The sequence below is a fragment of the Streptomyces sp. NPDC055243 genome, assembly GCF_044544025.1.
Lineage (GTDB): Bacteria > Actinomycetota > Actinomycetes > Streptomycetales > Streptomycetaceae > Streptomyces.
This window is the reverse complement of sequence record NZ_JBITWR010000030.1, coordinates 1-16,799: the sequence shown is the minus strand read 5'-3', so window position 1 is coordinate 16,799 and position 16,799 is coordinate 1. Positions and strand designations below refer to the sequence as shown.

14 protein-coding genes are annotated in these 16,799 nt (G+C 66.1%); 11 read left to right on the top strand and 3 right to left on the bottom strand.

Annotated elements, in window-relative coordinates:
- Positions 1–53: 53 nt before the first annotated feature.
- The 7 genes from ACIGXX_RS43225 to ACIGXX_RS43195 all read left to right on the top strand — a co-directional run bounded on the left by ACIGXX_RS43225 (position 54) and on the right by ACIGXX_RS43195 (position 7,553).
- Positions 54–1,145 (top strand): Gfo/Idh/MocA family protein, encoded by a 1,092-nt coding sequence (locus ACIGXX_RS43225; protein ID WP_399984635.1) that lies wholly within the window; start codon positions 54–56, stop codon positions 1,143–1,145.
- Positions 1,146–1,342: 197 nt separating this feature from the next.
- Positions 1,343–2,458, top strand: a complete 1,116-nt coding sequence (locus tag ACIGXX_RS43220; protein ID WP_399984632.1) for an NAD(P)-dependent alcohol dehydrogenase — start codon at positions 1,343–1,345, stop codon at positions 2,456–2,458.
- Between the two features lie 47 nt (positions 2,459–2,505).
- Positions 2,506–3,588, top strand: coding sequence for an MBL fold metallo-hydrolase (locus ACIGXX_RS43215; RefSeq protein ID WP_399984629.1), 1,083 nt, complete (start codon positions 2,506–2,508; stop codon positions 3,586–3,588).
- A gap of 52 nt (positions 3,589–3,640) precedes the next feature.
- Positions 3,641–4,546 carry an NADP-dependent oxidoreductase gene (locus ACIGXX_RS43210; protein ID WP_399984626.1) on the top strand — a complete coding sequence of 302 codons (906 nt, stop codon included), beginning with the start codon at positions 3,641–3,643 and terminating at the stop codon, positions 4,544–4,546.
- A gap of 51 nt (positions 4,547–4,597) precedes the next feature.
- A complete protein-coding gene (locus tag ACIGXX_RS43205) occupies positions 4,598–5,320 on the top strand; it encodes an alpha/beta fold hydrolase (RefSeq protein WP_399984623.1) in 723 nt (240 codons plus the stop codon).
- Positions 5,321–5,475: 155 nt separating this feature from the next.
- Positions 5,476–6,618, top strand: coding sequence for a Gfo/Idh/MocA family protein (locus tag ACIGXX_RS43200; RefSeq protein WP_399984620.1), 1,143 nt, complete (start codon positions 5,476–5,478; stop codon positions 6,616–6,618).
- 134 nt (positions 6,619–6,752) lie between these two features.
- Positions 6,753–7,553 (top strand): transposase family protein, encoded by an 801-nt coding sequence (locus ACIGXX_RS43195; protein WP_399984679.1) that lies wholly within the window; start codon positions 6,753–6,755, stop codon positions 7,551–7,553.
- Positions 7,554–7,841: 288 nt separating this feature from the next.
- On the opposite strand, the gene ACIGXX_RS43190 is transcribed toward ACIGXX_RS43195, so the two are convergent.
- Both ACIGXX_RS43190 and ACIGXX_RS43185 read right to left on the bottom strand, forming a co-directional pair.
- A complete protein-coding gene (locus ACIGXX_RS43190) occupies positions 7,842–8,432 on the bottom strand; it encodes an antibiotic biosynthesis monooxygenase (protein WP_399984617.1) in 591 nt (196 codons plus the stop codon).
- A 27-nt stretch (positions 8,433–8,459) separates the two neighbouring features.
- A complete protein-coding gene (locus ACIGXX_RS43185) occupies positions 8,460–9,899 on the bottom strand; it encodes an aldehyde dehydrogenase family protein (RefSeq protein WP_399984614.1) in 1,440 nt (479 codons plus the stop codon).
- Between the two features lie 250 nt (positions 9,900–10,149).
- On the opposite strand from ACIGXX_RS43185, the gene ACIGXX_RS43180 reads away from it, so the two are divergent.
- Complete coding sequence (locus tag ACIGXX_RS43180; RefSeq protein WP_399984611.1) at positions 10,150–11,280, top strand: ISL3 family transposase; 1,131 nt, start codon at positions 10,150–10,152, stop codon at positions 11,278–11,280.
- Positions 11,281–13,275: 1,995 nt separating this feature from the next.
- Positions 13,276–14,943 (top strand): hypothetical protein, encoded by a 1,668-nt coding sequence (locus ACIGXX_RS43175; protein ID WP_399984608.1) that lies wholly within the window; start codon positions 13,276–13,278, stop codon positions 14,941–14,943.
- 48 nt (positions 14,944–14,991) lie between these two features.
- Here the strand turns inward: ACIGXX_RS43175 and ACIGXX_RS43170 are convergent, their stop codons facing one another.
- Positions 14,992–15,636 carry an SMI1/KNR4 family protein gene (locus ACIGXX_RS43170; protein ID WP_383270136.1) on the bottom strand — a complete coding sequence of 215 codons (645 nt, stop codon included), beginning with the start codon at positions 15,634–15,636 and terminating at the stop codon, positions 14,992–14,994.
- 77 nt (positions 15,637–15,713) lie between these two features.
- Here ACIGXX_RS43170 and ACIGXX_RS43165 point away from each other — a divergent pair, with 77 nt between their 5' ends.
- Together ACIGXX_RS43165 and ACIGXX_RS43160 are read left to right on the top strand one after the other, a co-directional pair.
- Entirely contained in the window at positions 15,714–15,899 is a 186-nt protein-coding gene (locus ACIGXX_RS43165; RefSeq protein WP_383270138.1) for a hypothetical protein, read from the top strand.
- 128 nt (positions 15,900–16,027) lie between these two features.
- Positions 16,028–16,549, top strand: a complete 522-nt coding sequence (locus tag ACIGXX_RS43160; RefSeq protein WP_399984603.1) for a potassium channel family protein — start codon at positions 16,028–16,030, stop codon at positions 16,547–16,549.
- The last annotated feature ends 250 nt before the right edge of the window (positions 16,550–16,799 follow it).

Genomic DNA, 16,799 nt, shown 5'->3' with positions numbered 1-16,799 from the left:
TCGCCCCGCACACACCACGTCTTGCTTCAGCGAAAGAAACGGAACACCACATCATGTCAAGCAATCTCATTCGGGTCGGCATCATCGGCGCGGACACGAAGGCGAGCTGGGCGGGCGCATCGCACATACCCGCGCTGGCGGCACAGCCCGACTTCCACCTGGCCGGTGTGGCGACGCGGCACGAGGAGAGCGCGCGCGGCGCTGCCGAGGCGTTCGGCGCCGAGCGTTGGTTCGCGGACCCCTACGCGCTCATCGGTGACCCTTCGATCGACGTCGTCACCGTCGCGGTGAAGGTCCCGGCTCACCGCGAGCTCGTCCTGGCGGCCCTCGCGGCCAACAAGGCCGTGTACGCGGAGTCGCCGCTGGGCACGACCGTCGCGCAGACGGAAGAGATGGCTGAGGCGGCGGGCTCACTGCACACCGCGATCGGCCTGCAGGGCCGGCTCAACCCCTCGGTACGCCGCGCGGCGGAGATCATCGCTGAGGGCCGGCTCGGGCGGCTGCTCTCGGCGCGAGTCGCCGCGACGACCTTCGGCAACGGCCCGGAGTCGGTGAGCGTGTACGAGTACTTCGACAGGGCAGCATCCGGAGCCGGTTTCCTCACCATCGCCGCGGGCCACGTCCTGGATGTGGTCGAAGCCGTTCTCGGCGACATCACCGAGATCGACGCCCGCACCGAACTCCTGTGGCCTCAGGTGAAGTTGGTCGACACCGGCGCGATATCTGTCCGCGAGGTCCCGGATCACCTCGACGCCATCGCCAAGACCTCCTCGGGGGCACCGGTCGGGGTGCAGATCCTGGCGGGCGTGCCCGCCCCCGACGCCCACTTCAGTCTGGAAGTACGCGGATCGGAGGGCTGGCTGAAGCTGACGGGCGACCACCCCGCAGGCGTTCAGGTCGGCGACCTCACCCTCTCGTCGAGCGTCGACTTCACCGCGCCCGACCGCCCGGTCGCCACCGGCGCGGGACCCACCGCCGCCAACATCTGGACGGGCGCTTCCATCAACGTCGGCGAGGTCTACGCCAGCCTGGCCCGCGACATCACCAACGGCACCCACCACACCCCGGGATTCCAGCACGCCGCCCACAACAGCCGTCTCATCGCCCGAGTCGAACAAGCCGCCCGGACCGGCGTCCGGCACTGACGCCACCACACCTCGCGGCACCGTGCCTTACTGCCGTGACGGATACGGCGACCGATCCGCGGGCACGGGCGGCCGACATAGGTTCGGACCCGCTGAAGGGTTCCTGAGGCCCACCCCCCCCCGATCAGGGAGTCGTTGATGATGTCAGTCCCTCGTCACCATGGCCCTCGCGGCGCTTCGCGGCAGGCTCACGGCGTATGACCACCTCCGCGCGCGCCGCTGTTCTCGAAGCGCAGGACGGGCCCTTCGAATTCCGCGACATCGAGATCGAGGACCCGCGGCCCGACGAGGTACTCGTTCGCATGGTCGCGACCGGAATATGCGCGACCGACGCTCACGTGCGGGCACAGCGCATGGCGACGCCGCTGCCGGTGGTGCTGGGGCACGAGGGAGGAGGAGTCGTCGAACGCGTGGGTGCCGCTGTCACCACCGTCGAGCCCGGTGACCACGTCGTCCTCTCCTACCACTCGTGCGGCCGCTGCAAGCCGTGCATGTCCTCGCACGCGGCCTACTGCGACAACGTCTGGGCGGCCAACTTCGCAGGTGCCCGCCTGGACGGCTCGAACGGCCTCCACGTCGCCCACGGTGCTGAGCCGCACGGTCACTTCTTCGGCCAGTCCTCGTTCGCCACCCACGCCCTGACGCACCAACGGAACACGATCAAGGTCCCCCGCGATCTGCCCCTTGACGTCATGGCTCCGCTGGGGTGCGGGCTGCAGACGGGCGCGGGGGCCGTACTCAAGGCCCTCGCCGTGCCGGCGGGAGCGTCCTTCGCGGTCTTCGGCGTGGGAGCGGTGGGCCTGGCGGCGGTCATGGCGGCACATGTCGCGGGTGCCACCACCATCGTCGCCGTCGACGTCGACGCCGGCCGCCTCGATCTGGCCCGCGATCTCGGAGCGACGCACCTCGTCGACCCCGGCCGGGTCGAGGATCTGACCGGCGCGCTCCGCGCCGTCGACGAACGCGGTCTGGAGTACGTCCTCGACACGAGCGGCCGCGCGGAGAACCTCGACGCCGGGGTCGGCGCCCTGGCACCGATGGGCCGATTCGGCTTCGTGGCGTTCCACGAAGGAGCGGGCGCCGTGCTCGACGCCGGCCGGCTCACGCTCGGCCAGTCGCTTCAGGGCATCATCCAGGGCGACGCCGTCTCGTCGCTCCTGATCAACGACCTTGCCCAGCTCTATCGAGCGGGCCGGTTCCCCATCGACCGACTGCTGTCCTTCTACGACTTCGCCGATATCAACACCGCGTTCGAGGATGCGGGCTCAGGCCGCGTCACCAAGGCAGTTCTTCGATTCACGTCACCGGGATAGACCGCCCGTTCGACAGCTTCCCAAGAACACAGAAAGGCGTCCCGCCGATGTGCCAGAGCAGTCAGATACCCATCAGCGTCGAAGAAACCCCGAGCTTCTACGGGATCGACCACTATGGATTCCCCCGCGCGGGGGCGGACGACCCGGTGGACCCCAAGGGCTATTACCCCCCATATTTCCAGAGCGAGCACTTCCAGAAGTACGGCTACCACGTGGAAGAACTGCGTGGCGGCTTCTACTGGGTCACCAGTGCCGGCTACGACGCCGCATTCGTGGTGACAGAGGAGGGCGTGGTCGCGATCGACGCACCCCCGACGCTGGGCGAGAACATGCTGGCGGCGATCGAGGACGTCACCGACCGACCGGTGACCCACGTCATCTACAGCCACTGGCACGCCGATCACATCGGCGCGGCCTCCGTGTTCGGTCCCGACGTCGAGATCGTCGCCCACCGCATCACCAAGGAACTCCTGGAGCGCTTCCCCGACCCGAAGCGCCCCCTGCCGACGAGGACGTTCGACGACGAACTCGTCCTCGAAGTGGGCGGCGTGAGCCTGCAACTCTCCTACAAGGGGGAGAACCACTGCCCCGGCAACATCTTCATCTATGCACCGCGGCAGAAGGTGCTCACGGCCGTGGACATCGTCAGTCCGGGAAGCGTCACGTTCATGCACTGCGACGCCTCGCAGAACATCTCCGGCTGGTACGAGGCTCATTCCCAGATCCTCGAATACGACTTCGACTATTTCGTCGGCGGGCACCACATGCACTACGGCACCTACGAGCAGGTGAAGCTGTGCGTGGAGTACTTCGCCGACGTGCTCGAGGGGGCGACTGCGGCGGTCGAGCGGTTCAGCCGCTCGGATGCGCTCGCCGACATCGTGACCGGCACCGGCTGGGACAGGATCTTCGTCGGTACCGAGAACTGGATCAGCTCCATGGCGAACTACACCACCCGCCACGTCCTGGAGAAGGAGACGAGCGACGGCCGGCTCTGGTGGGAACGGCTGGCAGGAGCCACCACCCAGACCAAGTACCACGCGTACACCGTGCTGGAATCGATCCGCCTCGAACGGCCCCGGCCCGACTACCGCCTGCGGGGCGAGAATCCTCCGGTCTTCCTGACCTGACACCGTTCTGAACGGTGCGAGCAAGTGACCCTTGTATACGAGAAGGATCATCATGAAAGCCGTCGTCATCACCTCGTTCGGCGAACCCTCCGTGTTGCGGGTTGCGGAGGCTCCACGACCGGTGCCGGGTCCGGGTCAGGTACTGGTTCGGGTTCACGCCGCGGGGGTGAACCCGGCGGAGATCCAGGCCCGCGCCGGAGCGTTCGGCCTGCGTGCTCCCGCCATCATCGGATTTGAGTTCGCCGGCGTCGTCGAGGCGGTCGGCCCGGGCGTCGACGTGGGCGTGGTCGGCGACCGCGTCGCCGGGTGGCCGGACTCCGCCACCCAGGGCTCCTACGCCGAGTACACGGTCAGCAGCAACTTCGCGATGATCCCCGACGGCGTTTCCTTCGAGGAGGCCGCGGCTACTGTCATCGGCGCCGACAACGCGGCGAGGGCTCTCGGGCTTCTGAACATTCGCCCGGGTGAAACGCTCGTGGTCACCGGCGCGAGCGGTGCACTGGGCGGCGCCGCCGTGCAGTTCGCGCGACAGCGCGGTGTGACGGTGATCGGCGTCGCCGGGACTGCCAACGCCGACTTCGTCAGGAGTCTCGGAGCGACCCCTGTCGCCCACGGCCCGGGCCTGGTCGATCGCATCCGTGCCGCCGCTCAGGGCGGCGTCGACGCCGCGCTCGACACCGTCGGCAAGGGGCTCCTTCCCGCCCTCGTCGATCTTCTCGGCGGCCCCCACCGGATCGTGACGCTCGCCGACCGCGATGCCGCACGACACGGCGTCGCATTCAGCCCCGGGGGCAGCGGGAACCGCAACCACCGCCCTGTCCACGAAGCCCTGGATCTGATCGCCGCCGACGCATGGACCGCACGCATCGGCCGGAGCTTCCCACTCGACGAGGCCGCGGACGCTCATCGCCTCGTCGCCACGGGCCACACCCACGGCAAAGTCATCCTCCTTCCCTGACTCGGCCGACCGGCCATTCAGCCACGACACCAATCAATTGGAGAATCCGAAATGCCTGCAGTCCTCGTCCATGGTGTACCTGACACCCACCGGCTATGGGACACCATCCGTTCCCATCTTCAACGCGAAGATATTGTGACGATCGATCTCCCCGGGTTTGGCGTACCCCTGCCAGCGGGATTTACGTCGACGAAGGAAGAGTATCTCGATTGGCTTATTAAGGAGATCGAAGAAATCGGCGAACCCGTCGACCTGGTCGGTCATGATTGGGGGTCTTTGCTCACGGGTCGTCTCGCGTCTGTCCGGCCAGATCTGGTGCGCACATGGACAGGCATCAGCGGACCAATCGATCCGGAGTATCCGTGGCACTATCTTGCCAAGATCTGGCAAACGCCGGGCGAGGGTGAGAAATGGATGGCGGACCTCGACCTCGAGGCGTTCGCGGCAAGCCTCAACGAGGCGCAGATGCCGCGCGACGCGGCAGACGAAGCGGTCCGGCATATCGATGCCACTATGAGGGCAAGCATTCTCGCCCTTTACCGTTCGGCGATCGAGGTCGGGGCGGAGTGGAAGCCAGGTCTGAGCAAGGTGACCGCACCAGCGCTAGTGATCTGGGGCCTGGACGATCCGTTTCTTCCTCACCGCTTCGCCGACGAGCTCGGTAATGCCACACGCGCACGTGCCGTCTTCAAGCTGCGCAGCTCGCACTGGCCGATGATCGAGCGTGCGGCCGATGTCGCGCGCGAACTCGAGGCCCACTGGGCTCACGTGTAAAACCTGCGCTTGGGTTACTCGGGCTCACCATGGCGAACGCCAATAATTGCTCGCTCGCCATGGTGAGCCCGAGTGCCCACGCATGTGTCCGGAAACGAAGCATCGTGACGCAGCCCTGAGAGCGTTTCCGGGCTGCACATGGCAGGAGCATCCTTATGACGAATTCAGCACATACCCAGATCGGCGTCGGTATTATCGGGGCTAGTTCCGATCGGGGTTGGGGCGGAATTGCTCATGTCCCGGCGCTGCAGGCGCTCGACGCGTTCCAGATCCGCGCCGTCAGCACGACTCGTATGGAGAGCGCGAACGCGACCGCTCGCCGGCTGGGCGCCGATCTCGCCTTCGACACACATAAGGCTCTGGTCGGGCGACCGGAGGTCGACCTGGTGGTGGTCGCGGTCAAGGTGCCGGATCACGAGCAGATTGTGTCCGACGCGCTGGCCGCGGGCAAGATGGTTTATTGCGAATGGCCGCTCGCGAGAAACCTGTCCGAGGCCGAAGCGCTGGAGGGGTTTGCCCGCGAGCGGCGGCTGCGCACGGTTGTCGGGTTGCAGGGCGGCCTGCACCCGCCGATCCTCTTCCTTCGCGACCTCATCGCGCAAGGCGTGATCGGCAAGCCGCTCAGCACGAGCATCCGAGCGCATCTGGCCGACGACATGTGGGTCGGCCGATACGACCCGCCGGTCGAGTACATGGCCCACGCAAAGCATGGCGCCACGCTTCTGAGCATCATGCTCGGCCACGGGCTCGAACCGCTTGCGCGCGTGCTCGGCACGTTCGAGAGTCTGTCCGCCGTCGTCGCCAATCAGCGCGGTGACGGCGTCCGCCTCTCCGATGGCGCGACGCTGCCGAAGGACGCGCCGGATGAGATCGTCGTCGCCGGCGTTCTCCAAGGCGGGATCGTCACTTCGCTGCACTACAGCGCCGGGCAGTCTGCCGGCTCGGCGATGGTCTGGGAGATCCAAGGCACCGAGGGCAGTGTGCGTGTGGAGTCGGTGTCGGGCTACCTCCATTTCACCGATTTCGCCATCACGCTGTGCCGCGGCAGCGAGCCTGTCCAAGTGCTACAGGTCCCCCCCGCTTATGCGGCTCCTGATCTGCAACTCGACGCACCCGCAGCGGGGGTCGCCCGCCTCTACGCCCAGTTCGCCGCCGACCTCCGCGACGGAACCGCCGATGCGCCCGATTTCGCGGTCGCACTCGATCGCCACCGGGTACTCGAGGCGATCACACGGGCCGCTGAAACAGGTCATCGGCAGCATCTGTCCCGCCCCGACCGAATGAACTCCAATCTTTGAACCCGGGAGAGGCACTGGGCCTCTTCCAAGCTGGCGGCGCTGACCGAGGGTTGGACAAGCCTGCGCGATGACGAAGCTCCTGGTAGACGGGTTCTCGACCAAGATCAGCCGTGTCTGCCAGGAGCTTCGCGCGCTTGTCTACCCCGTCCTCGATTGATCTGTCCAACCGCAGCCTGCGGTTCCTGACCGGGCAACTGGCAGTGAGGCGACGGGAGATCGGGACCCGCTGGAGGCGACTTCCCGCAGCACCGCAGGCCCTGCTCGCCCTTGCCCACCTGCGGTGCGGTGACACCTACGCCCGGCTCGCCGCCGGGTTCGGCATCGGGATCGCGACCGTCTACCGCTACATACGCGAGGCCGTCGACCTGCTGGCAGCCCTCGCACCGACCCTGACCGAAGCGATGGAGACGATCCAGGAGAAGGCGTTCGTCATCCTTGACGGCACCCTGCTGCCGATCGACCGCATCGCCGCCGACACCCCGTACTACTCCGGGAAGCACAAACGCCACGGCATGAACGTTCAGGTTCTCACCGACCCGTTCGGACGGCTGCTGTGGGCCTCGCCCGCCCTGCCCGGCTCGACCCACGACCTGACCGCCGCCAGGCAGCACGGGATCATCGACGCCCTGGTCAACGCAGGGCTCAGTTGCTGGGCGGACAAGGCGTATCAAGGCGCAGGCGGGCCCGTTCGGGTGCCGTTTCGTGGTAGTCGCCTCAAGAGGTGGAAGCGCCGTCACAACACCACCCACGCCAGGATTCGTTGCGTTGGTGAGCAGGCCATGGCCACCCTGCAGGGCTGGCGCCTTCTGCGGAAACTCCGCTGCAGCACCAATCGGATCACCGACGTGGTGAAGGCCATCCTCGTCCTTCACCATGCGTCAACATCAGGTTGGAAAGGCTCACTGCCGCAGGACCCGAGGACCCCGCCGCCGTGATCACCCAGCCGCTGCGGGAAGTCCGCCGCTTCGCCGAGGCCGAGGGCCGCGACCCGGCCGGCATCGACGCCATCCTGAGGAACAACCCCACCACCGAGTCGACCGTGCCGGAGATCGCGGACATCACCCCCCGTATGGGAGATGAGACGGACGTCGACCACGTCTTCGTCGTCCATCCACCCGGCCGACCTGGGTGTGGACCAGGCCCTGGAACTGCTGCGTCAGACGATGGAAGTGTCCCGCTGAAAGCCGAGCCGCAAGACGGCGCGGTCCGCCCCGGGGGCCGCGTCATCGCGTCGGTCGCTCGCGCGCGGTCGAGGTGGCGGCATAGAGCCAACGGCGCAGGACGAGGGTCACAGCCGGCATCATCAGATACGTCATCAACGTACTGAACAGCAGCGCGAGCATCAGCACCCGCGCCATAAGCGGCCAAGCACGGAGCGCCGGCCCCAGAAGACCGTTGCCGATCAGGGAGATCGGGAGTACGGCCGCGAAGGCGGCGAGCGCCATCTTCCACCGAGGCGGCGCCGTCGTGGGCGTGTCGTGCGCAGTGGTGAACAGGGTCTCCATTCCGGAGAGTTCGCGACGCGCCACCTCGCTCTGATGATGGCCCTCGCAGTGGTCGAACAGTGCGGCCCGCTCAGGTGACGTCGTCCAGTGCCGCGCGGATTCCGGGTCGCGGAACCGGTGGATCAGAACCCATGGCCCGGCGGCCGTGGCAGGCCGGAACAACCCGTCCCCCAGGTGTCCGGGAAACGCTGAGGCGGTGTCGGTCACCCGCCCGAACCACTCCCGGAAGTCCTGCTCGTAGCCGGGTTCCACAGCGCGCGCGGTCAGCAGGGTGACGTCGGCCGGGCCGACGTCGTCCGTCTCGGTCATCGATTCTCACTCCGCCGTCGAGAGCTGTCAGAACTGCGGTGCCACATGCACGAGGTGCTTGGTCTCCTGGAATTCCTCGATCCCGCGGATGCCGTTCAGGCGGCCCACTCCCGACTGCTTGAAGCCGCCCTCCTCGAACTGGTCGTGGACTATGGCCCAGGTGTTGGTCCAGACGGTCCCGGCCCGCAGTTCGCGGCCGACGCGCAGGGGGCGGTCGACGTCACGGGTCCAGATGCTCGCGGCCAGGCCGAACTCGGTGGCGTTGGCGCGCGCCACGGCGGCGGCCTCGGAGTCGAACACCTCGAAGGTGGCGACCGGCCCGAACACTTCGCGCTGCACGATCGGCGAGGACACGTCGGCGACCTCGATCAGGGACGGGCCGAGAAGCGCCCGATCCCGCTTGCCCCGCACGAGGACGGTGGCGTAGTCGGCCGCGGCGGCCACGGTCTGTTCGACCCGTTGGGCGTTTCCTTCGTCGATCATGGCGCCCATCTCGCTGGCGGGGTCGTCGCCGGGCCCGACCCGGACCGTCTCGAGGGCGGCGACGAGCCGCCGCCGGAGTTCGTCGGCCACGCCGCGCTGGACCAGTATCCGGCTGCCCGTCATGCAGAACTGGCCCGCGAACATGGTGACGGCCTTGGTGAGCACGGGCACGACAGCGTCCAGGTCGGCGTCGTCGAAGACGAGCATCGGCGTCTTTCCGCCCAGCTCCATGGACAGCGTTTTCAGCGTCGGGGCGGCCTGTTCCATGATCACGCGGCCGACCGCGGTGGAACCGGTATAGCTGAGCACGTCGACGTCCGGGGAGGAGACCAGCTCCGGAGCCCCGGCGTTGCCGCTCTCGGTGAAGACGTTGAACACGCCCGGGTCCAGGCTCGGCGTGTCGGCGACGATCTCACTCAGCACTCCGTTGACCAGGCCGGTCTGCGCCGGCATCTTCATGACCACGGTGCAGCCCGCCGCCAGGGCGGGTGCGAAGGAACGCGCCGAGAGGATGACCGGTGAATTCCACGGCACGATCACCGCAGCGACGCCCGCGGCTTCGCGCAGGGTCATCGAGTACATGCCGGGCCGCACTTCGCCGGCCCTGCCGTGGTCGGTGAGGGCCAGCGCCGCGTGGTAGCGGAGCTTGGGGATGGTGCCTTCGACTTCGATGGCCGCCTCGGAAAGCACTTTCCCGTTCTCCCGCGCCAGGAGGGTGATCAGTTCGCCCTTGCGCTGCTCGAGCCGGTCGGCCAGTTCGTGCAGCGCTGCCGCACGCCGGTGACGGTCGCGGGACCAGGCGGTGGAGTCGAAGGCCCTTCGGGCCGCGGCCACGGCGGCCCTCGCCTCCCGCGTACCGCCGTCGGCGAAGGTGCCGAGCAGGCCGTCGGTCGCGGGGCTGCGTGACTCTCCGCGGGAGCCGGAGTCCTGCCACTGCCCGTCGATGTAGTGGCGCGCGTGGGGCAGGATTTCGGATGGGGGCATGAGGTGACCTCTCGTCATGCGTCGCACGGCGTTTCGCCGCGGGCGCGGGACAACGTCAGCGACGCTACAAGTCAGGGCCGGTGGGCGAATCGGGCGGGCAATCCGTTGTTTTCCGCCGGAGGCGTCGTACGCCCGCTCCGCCGCGGCCTCCCTGGTGTCGGCGTACACGTGAACGTGGCTCTGGCTTGATTTTCGTAGGTGGAGATCATTGCGTCGGGGCGGGGGTCGGCCGGCCTGCGCCGCGGGCAGAATGAGGCTGTGCCCTGTTGAACTGGCGTGTCTGGTGCCGCACTTGATGAGTGTGCTGGTGGTCTCGGTCGATTCCTCCGGCCCGGTAGTGATAGTCCGGGCCCGGACGAGGGCGCGTGCTCCTGCAGGCTGTACGGGATGCGGGACGCCGAGCAAGTGGATCCACAGCCGTTACAAGCGGCAGCTTGCAGACGCTGCCGTGGGTGGCCGCCCGGTCCGGATCGATCTGAGCGTGCGGCGTTTGTACTGCGAAAATTCGGCCTGCCCGAAGCAGACGTTCGCCGAGCAGGTTCCGGGACTGACAGTCCGCTACCAGCGGCGCACACCGTTGCTCCAGCAGGTGGTCGAGGCGGTCGGCATCCTGCTGGCTGGCCGCGGCGGCGCTCGGATGCTGCAGGTCATCGGCGTGGCGCTCTCGCGGTGCACAGTGCTCTCCCAGCTGATGCGGGCACCGCTTCCGCCGCTGGTTACGCCCCGGGCGCTGGGGGTGGACGACTTCGCGCTCTACGGCGATTCCTACGGCACCCTCCTGGTCGACGCCACCAGCCGTCTCCCGCTCACGCTCTGGGAAGGCCGGGACGCCGTCCAGCTCAGCCGGTGGCTGCGTCAGCATCCCGGCGTCGAGGTCGTCTGCCGCGACGGATCCCTCGCCTACCGGCAGGGCATCACCTCCGGCGCACCCGACGCCTTACAAGTGGGAGACCGCTTTCACCTCTGGCAAGGACTGTCCCGGCAGGTCCAGAAGATCGCCTCCGCCCACCACGGCTGCCTGCCCGCCGCACTCCCGGAGCCGGAACCCGCGACCGCTGGGCTGTCGACGGCACCCATAGCACCGCAGACTCCCGCCGACCGGCACGCACGGCACCTGTTCGAAGCCGTGCACGCCCGCGTCGGCACAGGCCGATCCCTCAGCAGCATGTCCCGCGAGCTCGGCCTGGACCGCAAAACGGTAGGCAAGTACGCCCACGCCCGCACCTGGCAGGAAGTGGTGCGCCGGCTTCCCCGTCGCACCACCGCTCTGGACCCCTACCTCGACTACCTGCAACAACGCTGGGACGAAGGCGAACACAGCGCAAGATCCTCCACGAGGAGCTTCTCGCCAAGGGCTACCCGGGCCACTACCAGCGCGTGAAGATGGCAGTCGCACCGCTACGGCAAGGGCTGCCGCTGGACGAGCCGCGCGAAAGCACTCGTACTCGTACAGCGACAGCGCCCGGTGGACATTGGAGTTACGGCTGGGACACCTACTGCAGGATCTCGAACGCCTTGCGACGGAAGCCGACCGCCGGGAGCGGGAGAAGGAGCTGCGTGAGGCCGAACAGAGGCGCCGCGACCATCGCCACATCGACGGCAGCAACTCCAAGGCACCCGTAAAGAAGTAGAGTCGCCGACTACAGCGATATTGAAACTTTCCGTCGACGCCTCGGAAGTAGATGAAGACCCCTTGCCGCCGCAGGTACAGGCCCAATAGCGGAAGGGCTTCCTCTGGCGTGCATAGCAACACGTTCTTAGCTCTATATCTCGCTTCACCAGAAAGGTAGTCACGGCGCGTTATATAGAGATCCGCAGAAATTTCCTCTGCAACTCTCGCGCCGAGCACGTCTGCCTCTCGTCGCTTAAGTGCCTCATCGGGCGCCAAGCTGCCGCAGGCTGGGTGATTTCTGTCATTGCGGGCTATGAGTGCGGAGTTTCCATAGATTGCATGCTCCGAAACGCTCTGCTCATCTCCCGTGGTAAATCCCCGTACCTCGCCGTCCTCATGCCTCTGGTGCAGCACGGCCCATCCTGGCGCGTGTTCTCCACTCCATGGAGAGGTAATCCGCGCAGCAGAGGGCGGCGGGCCGTCGTCCGCGTACCTCACCACCTGAACGTACGGGTGGGTTAGCAACCCTGACAGCAATGCCTCTTTGGACCACGATGAGGGATCGTCCACCAAAATCTCGTGATCCACCTGAACCACCAGTTTTCGCAGTGGCGGTCGGGGTTCGAACAACTCGCGTGCATCATCGCTGGCGTCATCGGGCCATGCAAAACCTGACCTGCGGCAGCGATCGCTTGAAGAATTGAATCGCATCCCACAGACGATACGCGTCAATTTGGCTGGATGGCAGGCGATTTCGATCATCGCACCGATAGGCCAGCACCATGCGATCTGCCCGGCGACCATGAGCAGCATCAGCGCCCGTCTGGCAAGCGTTGCCGCTGGCGACTCGCCACCACACAGCGCTGGCTTCGTCCTGCGCACGGCATGCGATAGAGATCAGCACTTCATCGACGTAGCTACTGACCTTCAATTCGTGATGTCGTCATGGTGGCTAGTGTCGGAGGCCGGTGCCGGTGAGGCAGCCGTCGAGGCTTCGTGGCGGTACTGGAGCTGGCGTAAGCCGCGCCGGATGGCGGTGATGATACTCCGCGTGCTCGAAAGCGGAGAGCTCGAGTACAACCCAGCCATCGGCTGCCACTCCCCGACCTGACGCCACAGCACCCTGCCTCCGCATGCCGGACAGCGTCAGCTGCTCTCCGCCTATCCCCCGCTTTCCACGTACGAGCAGATCGAGAAGGTCTCCGCTCACCACGGCAACTTCTGGGAAGTGCTGCTGTACGGGCAGATCGGCACACAGCGGAGTTCCGTTGCATGCTCTGCAATAGACGGCGTGACACACACTTTGTGTTCAAATATTCCACAGAGAATTCACATGACTACATGCAACCATGACATCGATCACAGCTAACACACAGCAGCGATAGGCGAATTGGGCGTTTAGTGGCATTGCCCGAGCGCTCTCAACCCGCATAGAACGGTCTTGGCATGGACCACACAACTCACCTACACGTGAGGAGACATGGGTTGAGGCACAGACAGATGTCAAAATTAGTACGAAGGGTAGCCATAGGCGCCGCCCTCGCTCTTCTTCTCGGGTCCAGTCCGGCACTCGCCGCCGGAACCGAGGCAAGCATCGACCCCAATGCGGCACCTTCCAGCCGCCCCGCAGCAGGACCCGAGTCCCGAACTGTGACTGCAGGCAGCAGGCCAGTTTCCGGTAAGACTCCAAAGGCTGGACCGGAGTTCAAGCAAGCCAGCGACGTGTGGAACGTCACCAGCCCCCAGACGGTCCTCCGCAATACTGTGACCGACGCGGACGGCGACAAGAGCACCCAGACTTTTGAGGTCTGGACGACTGACGCCAACGGCAATGCGAAGACACAAGTCAAGTTGAAGGATGATGAGTACGGAGTGCTCGTCTCCCCTGCTGTAGCTTCCGGAAGCACGGCCGAGGTCACTGTCCCTGCCGGCAAGCTGAAGCCGGGAGTCACCTACACCTTCCACACGTCCGCGTTCGACGGCTCTTTGTATGAGACCAAATGGTCCCCGTGGGCCAAGTTCCGCATCGCGCCCTACGCGACCTTCCCTGCTCCGCAGGCGAGTTCAAACATCGATCCGGTGGCCCAGAAGGCACAAGAGATCTTCCGCAGCGACCCCGGCGCGTTGGCGATCCGCAAGGCCGGGGGAACGAACTGCTCGAAGGCTGACGCGCAAGGCCGCCAGGTGTGCCTCAAGTTCCACCCGGCATCCGAGAAGAAGCAGAAGTCTTTGCTCTCCCCCACGGCAGAGGTTCCGGACCTCGTGTCGTGGTGCTCCGACAAGCCCTCGGGCCACGACTACATCAACCGCACCGACGCCTGTCTAAATAATGTCGGCAGCGCCAGCTTGATCTTCACTTCCGGCGGAGAACCGGACAAGCCTCCCTTTGGCGTGGCGACGTTCAACTTCCAGCAGCGGCTGAAGACTTACCCGAACAAGTCGTCCGGCGGCAGCGACTTCGCGGAGTTCGACCAGCAGTTGTTCGTCACTCCCACCTCCATCGACCCGCAGCTTCTTGGCGTCCGCCTCACCTGGAACGCAGGAACGGTCTGTGACCACTGCACCAGTACCCCGGTGGCCTGGAAGGATTACAAGACGGGGGAGGCCGAGAGGGGGTACTGGCTGGACAGCGAGGTCGGCCAGACGCAGGTTGCCAGCACCACCACGAAGTGGACGGGCACCGGCAAGGAGACTATCGACCTGACCTGGGACATGGTCGGCGCTGTCGATGTCGATCTTGACCTCGCCGCGAACGCCGGCTTCGGCACAAGTGGCAACGAACTCAAGGTCCGCTGCGACGATCTCAGCACGGCCAGCAGCACACCCGGGTGTGTACTTCCGTACTACACCCCGACCTACACGATGGACACCAACAAGTACCCGGCAACTGGCGCCTACTACTGGTTCATGCAGAACCGTATGACCGGACGCCCCGGTACCGGCGACGCGCCCATGCACTACCTCGGCCCGGACACCACCAAGACCAACGCGGACGGCAACAAGTGGACCAGTGACGACAGCCGCAACGTGGTCTGCCCGGACGCATGGAAGAAACATCCCATGGACGCCTCGATGGGTTCGCCGACCTGCGACGAGTTCGCCATGGCCTCAACCCACGAGAGTGGCGGCTACCCCGACACCGGCAACAAGTACCAGGTCGACTCAGGGGACAAGTGCGCTCAGCTCTACGCGGACCCCTCGGGGAGCTCCTTCGGCCTTTTCGCCGACACGCGCAAGGACAAGACCGGCCCCTCCAACGCCGAGAAGTGCGGTCGTGCCACGATCCCCGGCGATCAAAACAGTGGGGCCTTCCACAAATTTCCGGCTCCTGCCTGGCGCATGCTCGACAAGGACGCCTTCTACCTCAGTAACCCTGGCTTCGAACACTGCACCACCACCAGCAGCACCTGCGCGTGGAAGAAGATCGGCTAGATCTTCGTGACGTGTGTGGGGTGGGTGCGAACACTCACCCCACACGCATCACCCGGCCAACGGCTCCCACACCGCACGCTCGGCATCATCGCGCGGCGCCCCCCACACCAAGAACCCGTTCATCAGGCCAACCCGCGCCTCTTCTGCGAGCGACGGGACTTCGAGGACGTCAGCCATCTCCTCCATGTAGTCCGTCAGTGACTCAAACTTGACGCTGCGCTCCGCGTACTCATTCCAGTACCAGATCCTGCCGGTCTCAGCGTCCAAACACAGACCAGCCAAAGCATCCGCACCGATCGCAGCAAAGGGGATCCAGGAGGGACGCCACACCGTGATCTCTTCTGCGTCACCCGCCCCCCGCTGCGCCTCTTCGTCGCTCTGTCGCAGCAGCATCTGCTGCTGATACGTGCGACGGACGACCTCGAACGGCATCAGCACACACCGGCCCGGCATAAATCCAGGTGTCGGTTCCGGTCCCACACCCGCCCGCCGACTCCACAACGCCCTCAGACCGATGGGCAGACGCACGCCCAAAGACTCCTGCAGTCCCTCGATTTCCGCCTCGGAAGCCCCAGGCAACAAGTTCTCCAGTGTCGCCGGAGCGCGCCGCTCAAGCCAGGACTCAATACGCTGCCAGGCGTCGTCTATCTGCCGCCACTCAATACCCTGCTCGCGTGCCGTATGACCATCCATACTCAACACGCTACCCGCCAACTGCTCACGTTCTCAGTTCGGGACGCAAGGTTCGGCCGTGCTCCACTGTGCTCGCTGTGACCAGATACGGATTGGCCATCAAGGCACTCCTCAAGGGCGCCAAACCGTTGGGGGACGACGAAGAGCAGGGCCATGGCGCCCCCGACGCAGAGTCCACCGAAGCAGACGCGCCGAACCCGAGCGCGGCATCGGCCACCCCAGGCAAAGAAGCAGAGGGCGCGAACCTGGCTGCCGACGAGTAGCTCGCCTCGGAGGAGGTTCCCGACGAAAACGTTTCCGCCCAGACCCCTGGGCTGGCGCGCGGCCTCCGCGCGAAGCAAGTCGTCTGGGGCCTGCCCCGCAGCCCGTCCTGACCCCGCTGGAGGCGTATGTGACCACCAGCTCGACGGAGGCCGCGCTGGGCTGGCGACGCCCGGCAGCTCTGGCGGCCTCGACCGCGCGCATGGTGACGGCGTACTTCGTGCTGCCGCTGCATGCTTTTGGACCGCACCGGCCTGTCCTGAGCTGTTTGGCCCTTGGATGTGGTCTCGCCCTGGTGGCGGCGGATCTGCTCGCGCAGGTCCAATTCGTCATGATCGGCCGGGGCGGCACCCGTCCGGCCTGGGCAATCGCCGGGCTGATGTGCCTGACGATCCTGCTGTTTTCGGCCTCGTACTATGTCCTGGCGCGACAAGAACAGGAGTTCCACGGGCTGCAGACCTGGGTGGACGCGCTGCTCTTCACTGTGATCACCCTGGCCACGGTCGGATACGGGGACGTGAACCCCATCGGCCAGACAGCGCGGGTGCTGACGCTGCTCCAGGTCCTGTACAGCTTCGTCTTCCTCACCGTGGGGGCCACGACACTCACCCGGTACATCCGCCGCCGCGTGTTGCGGCCCCGGAAGAAGTGAACTCGCGCTCTCACCAGGGCCTGACTTGCCGAGGACTACCAGTCGGCGGGGAAACACCCGCGCGTACGTCTCGCCGATCTCAGGCCCCCTGTCGCGCAGAAGTTGTTACTGATCTGGCTCGCTTGCCGTTGCCAATGAGATTGGAGCGCGTTGCTCTAGTGTCCTGCGCCGGAGATCCGTCGGCAGAAGCGGGCGAGGGAGTCGAGGATCTCTTGGGCTGTCTTGGTCCAGATGAAGGGCTTGGGGTCGT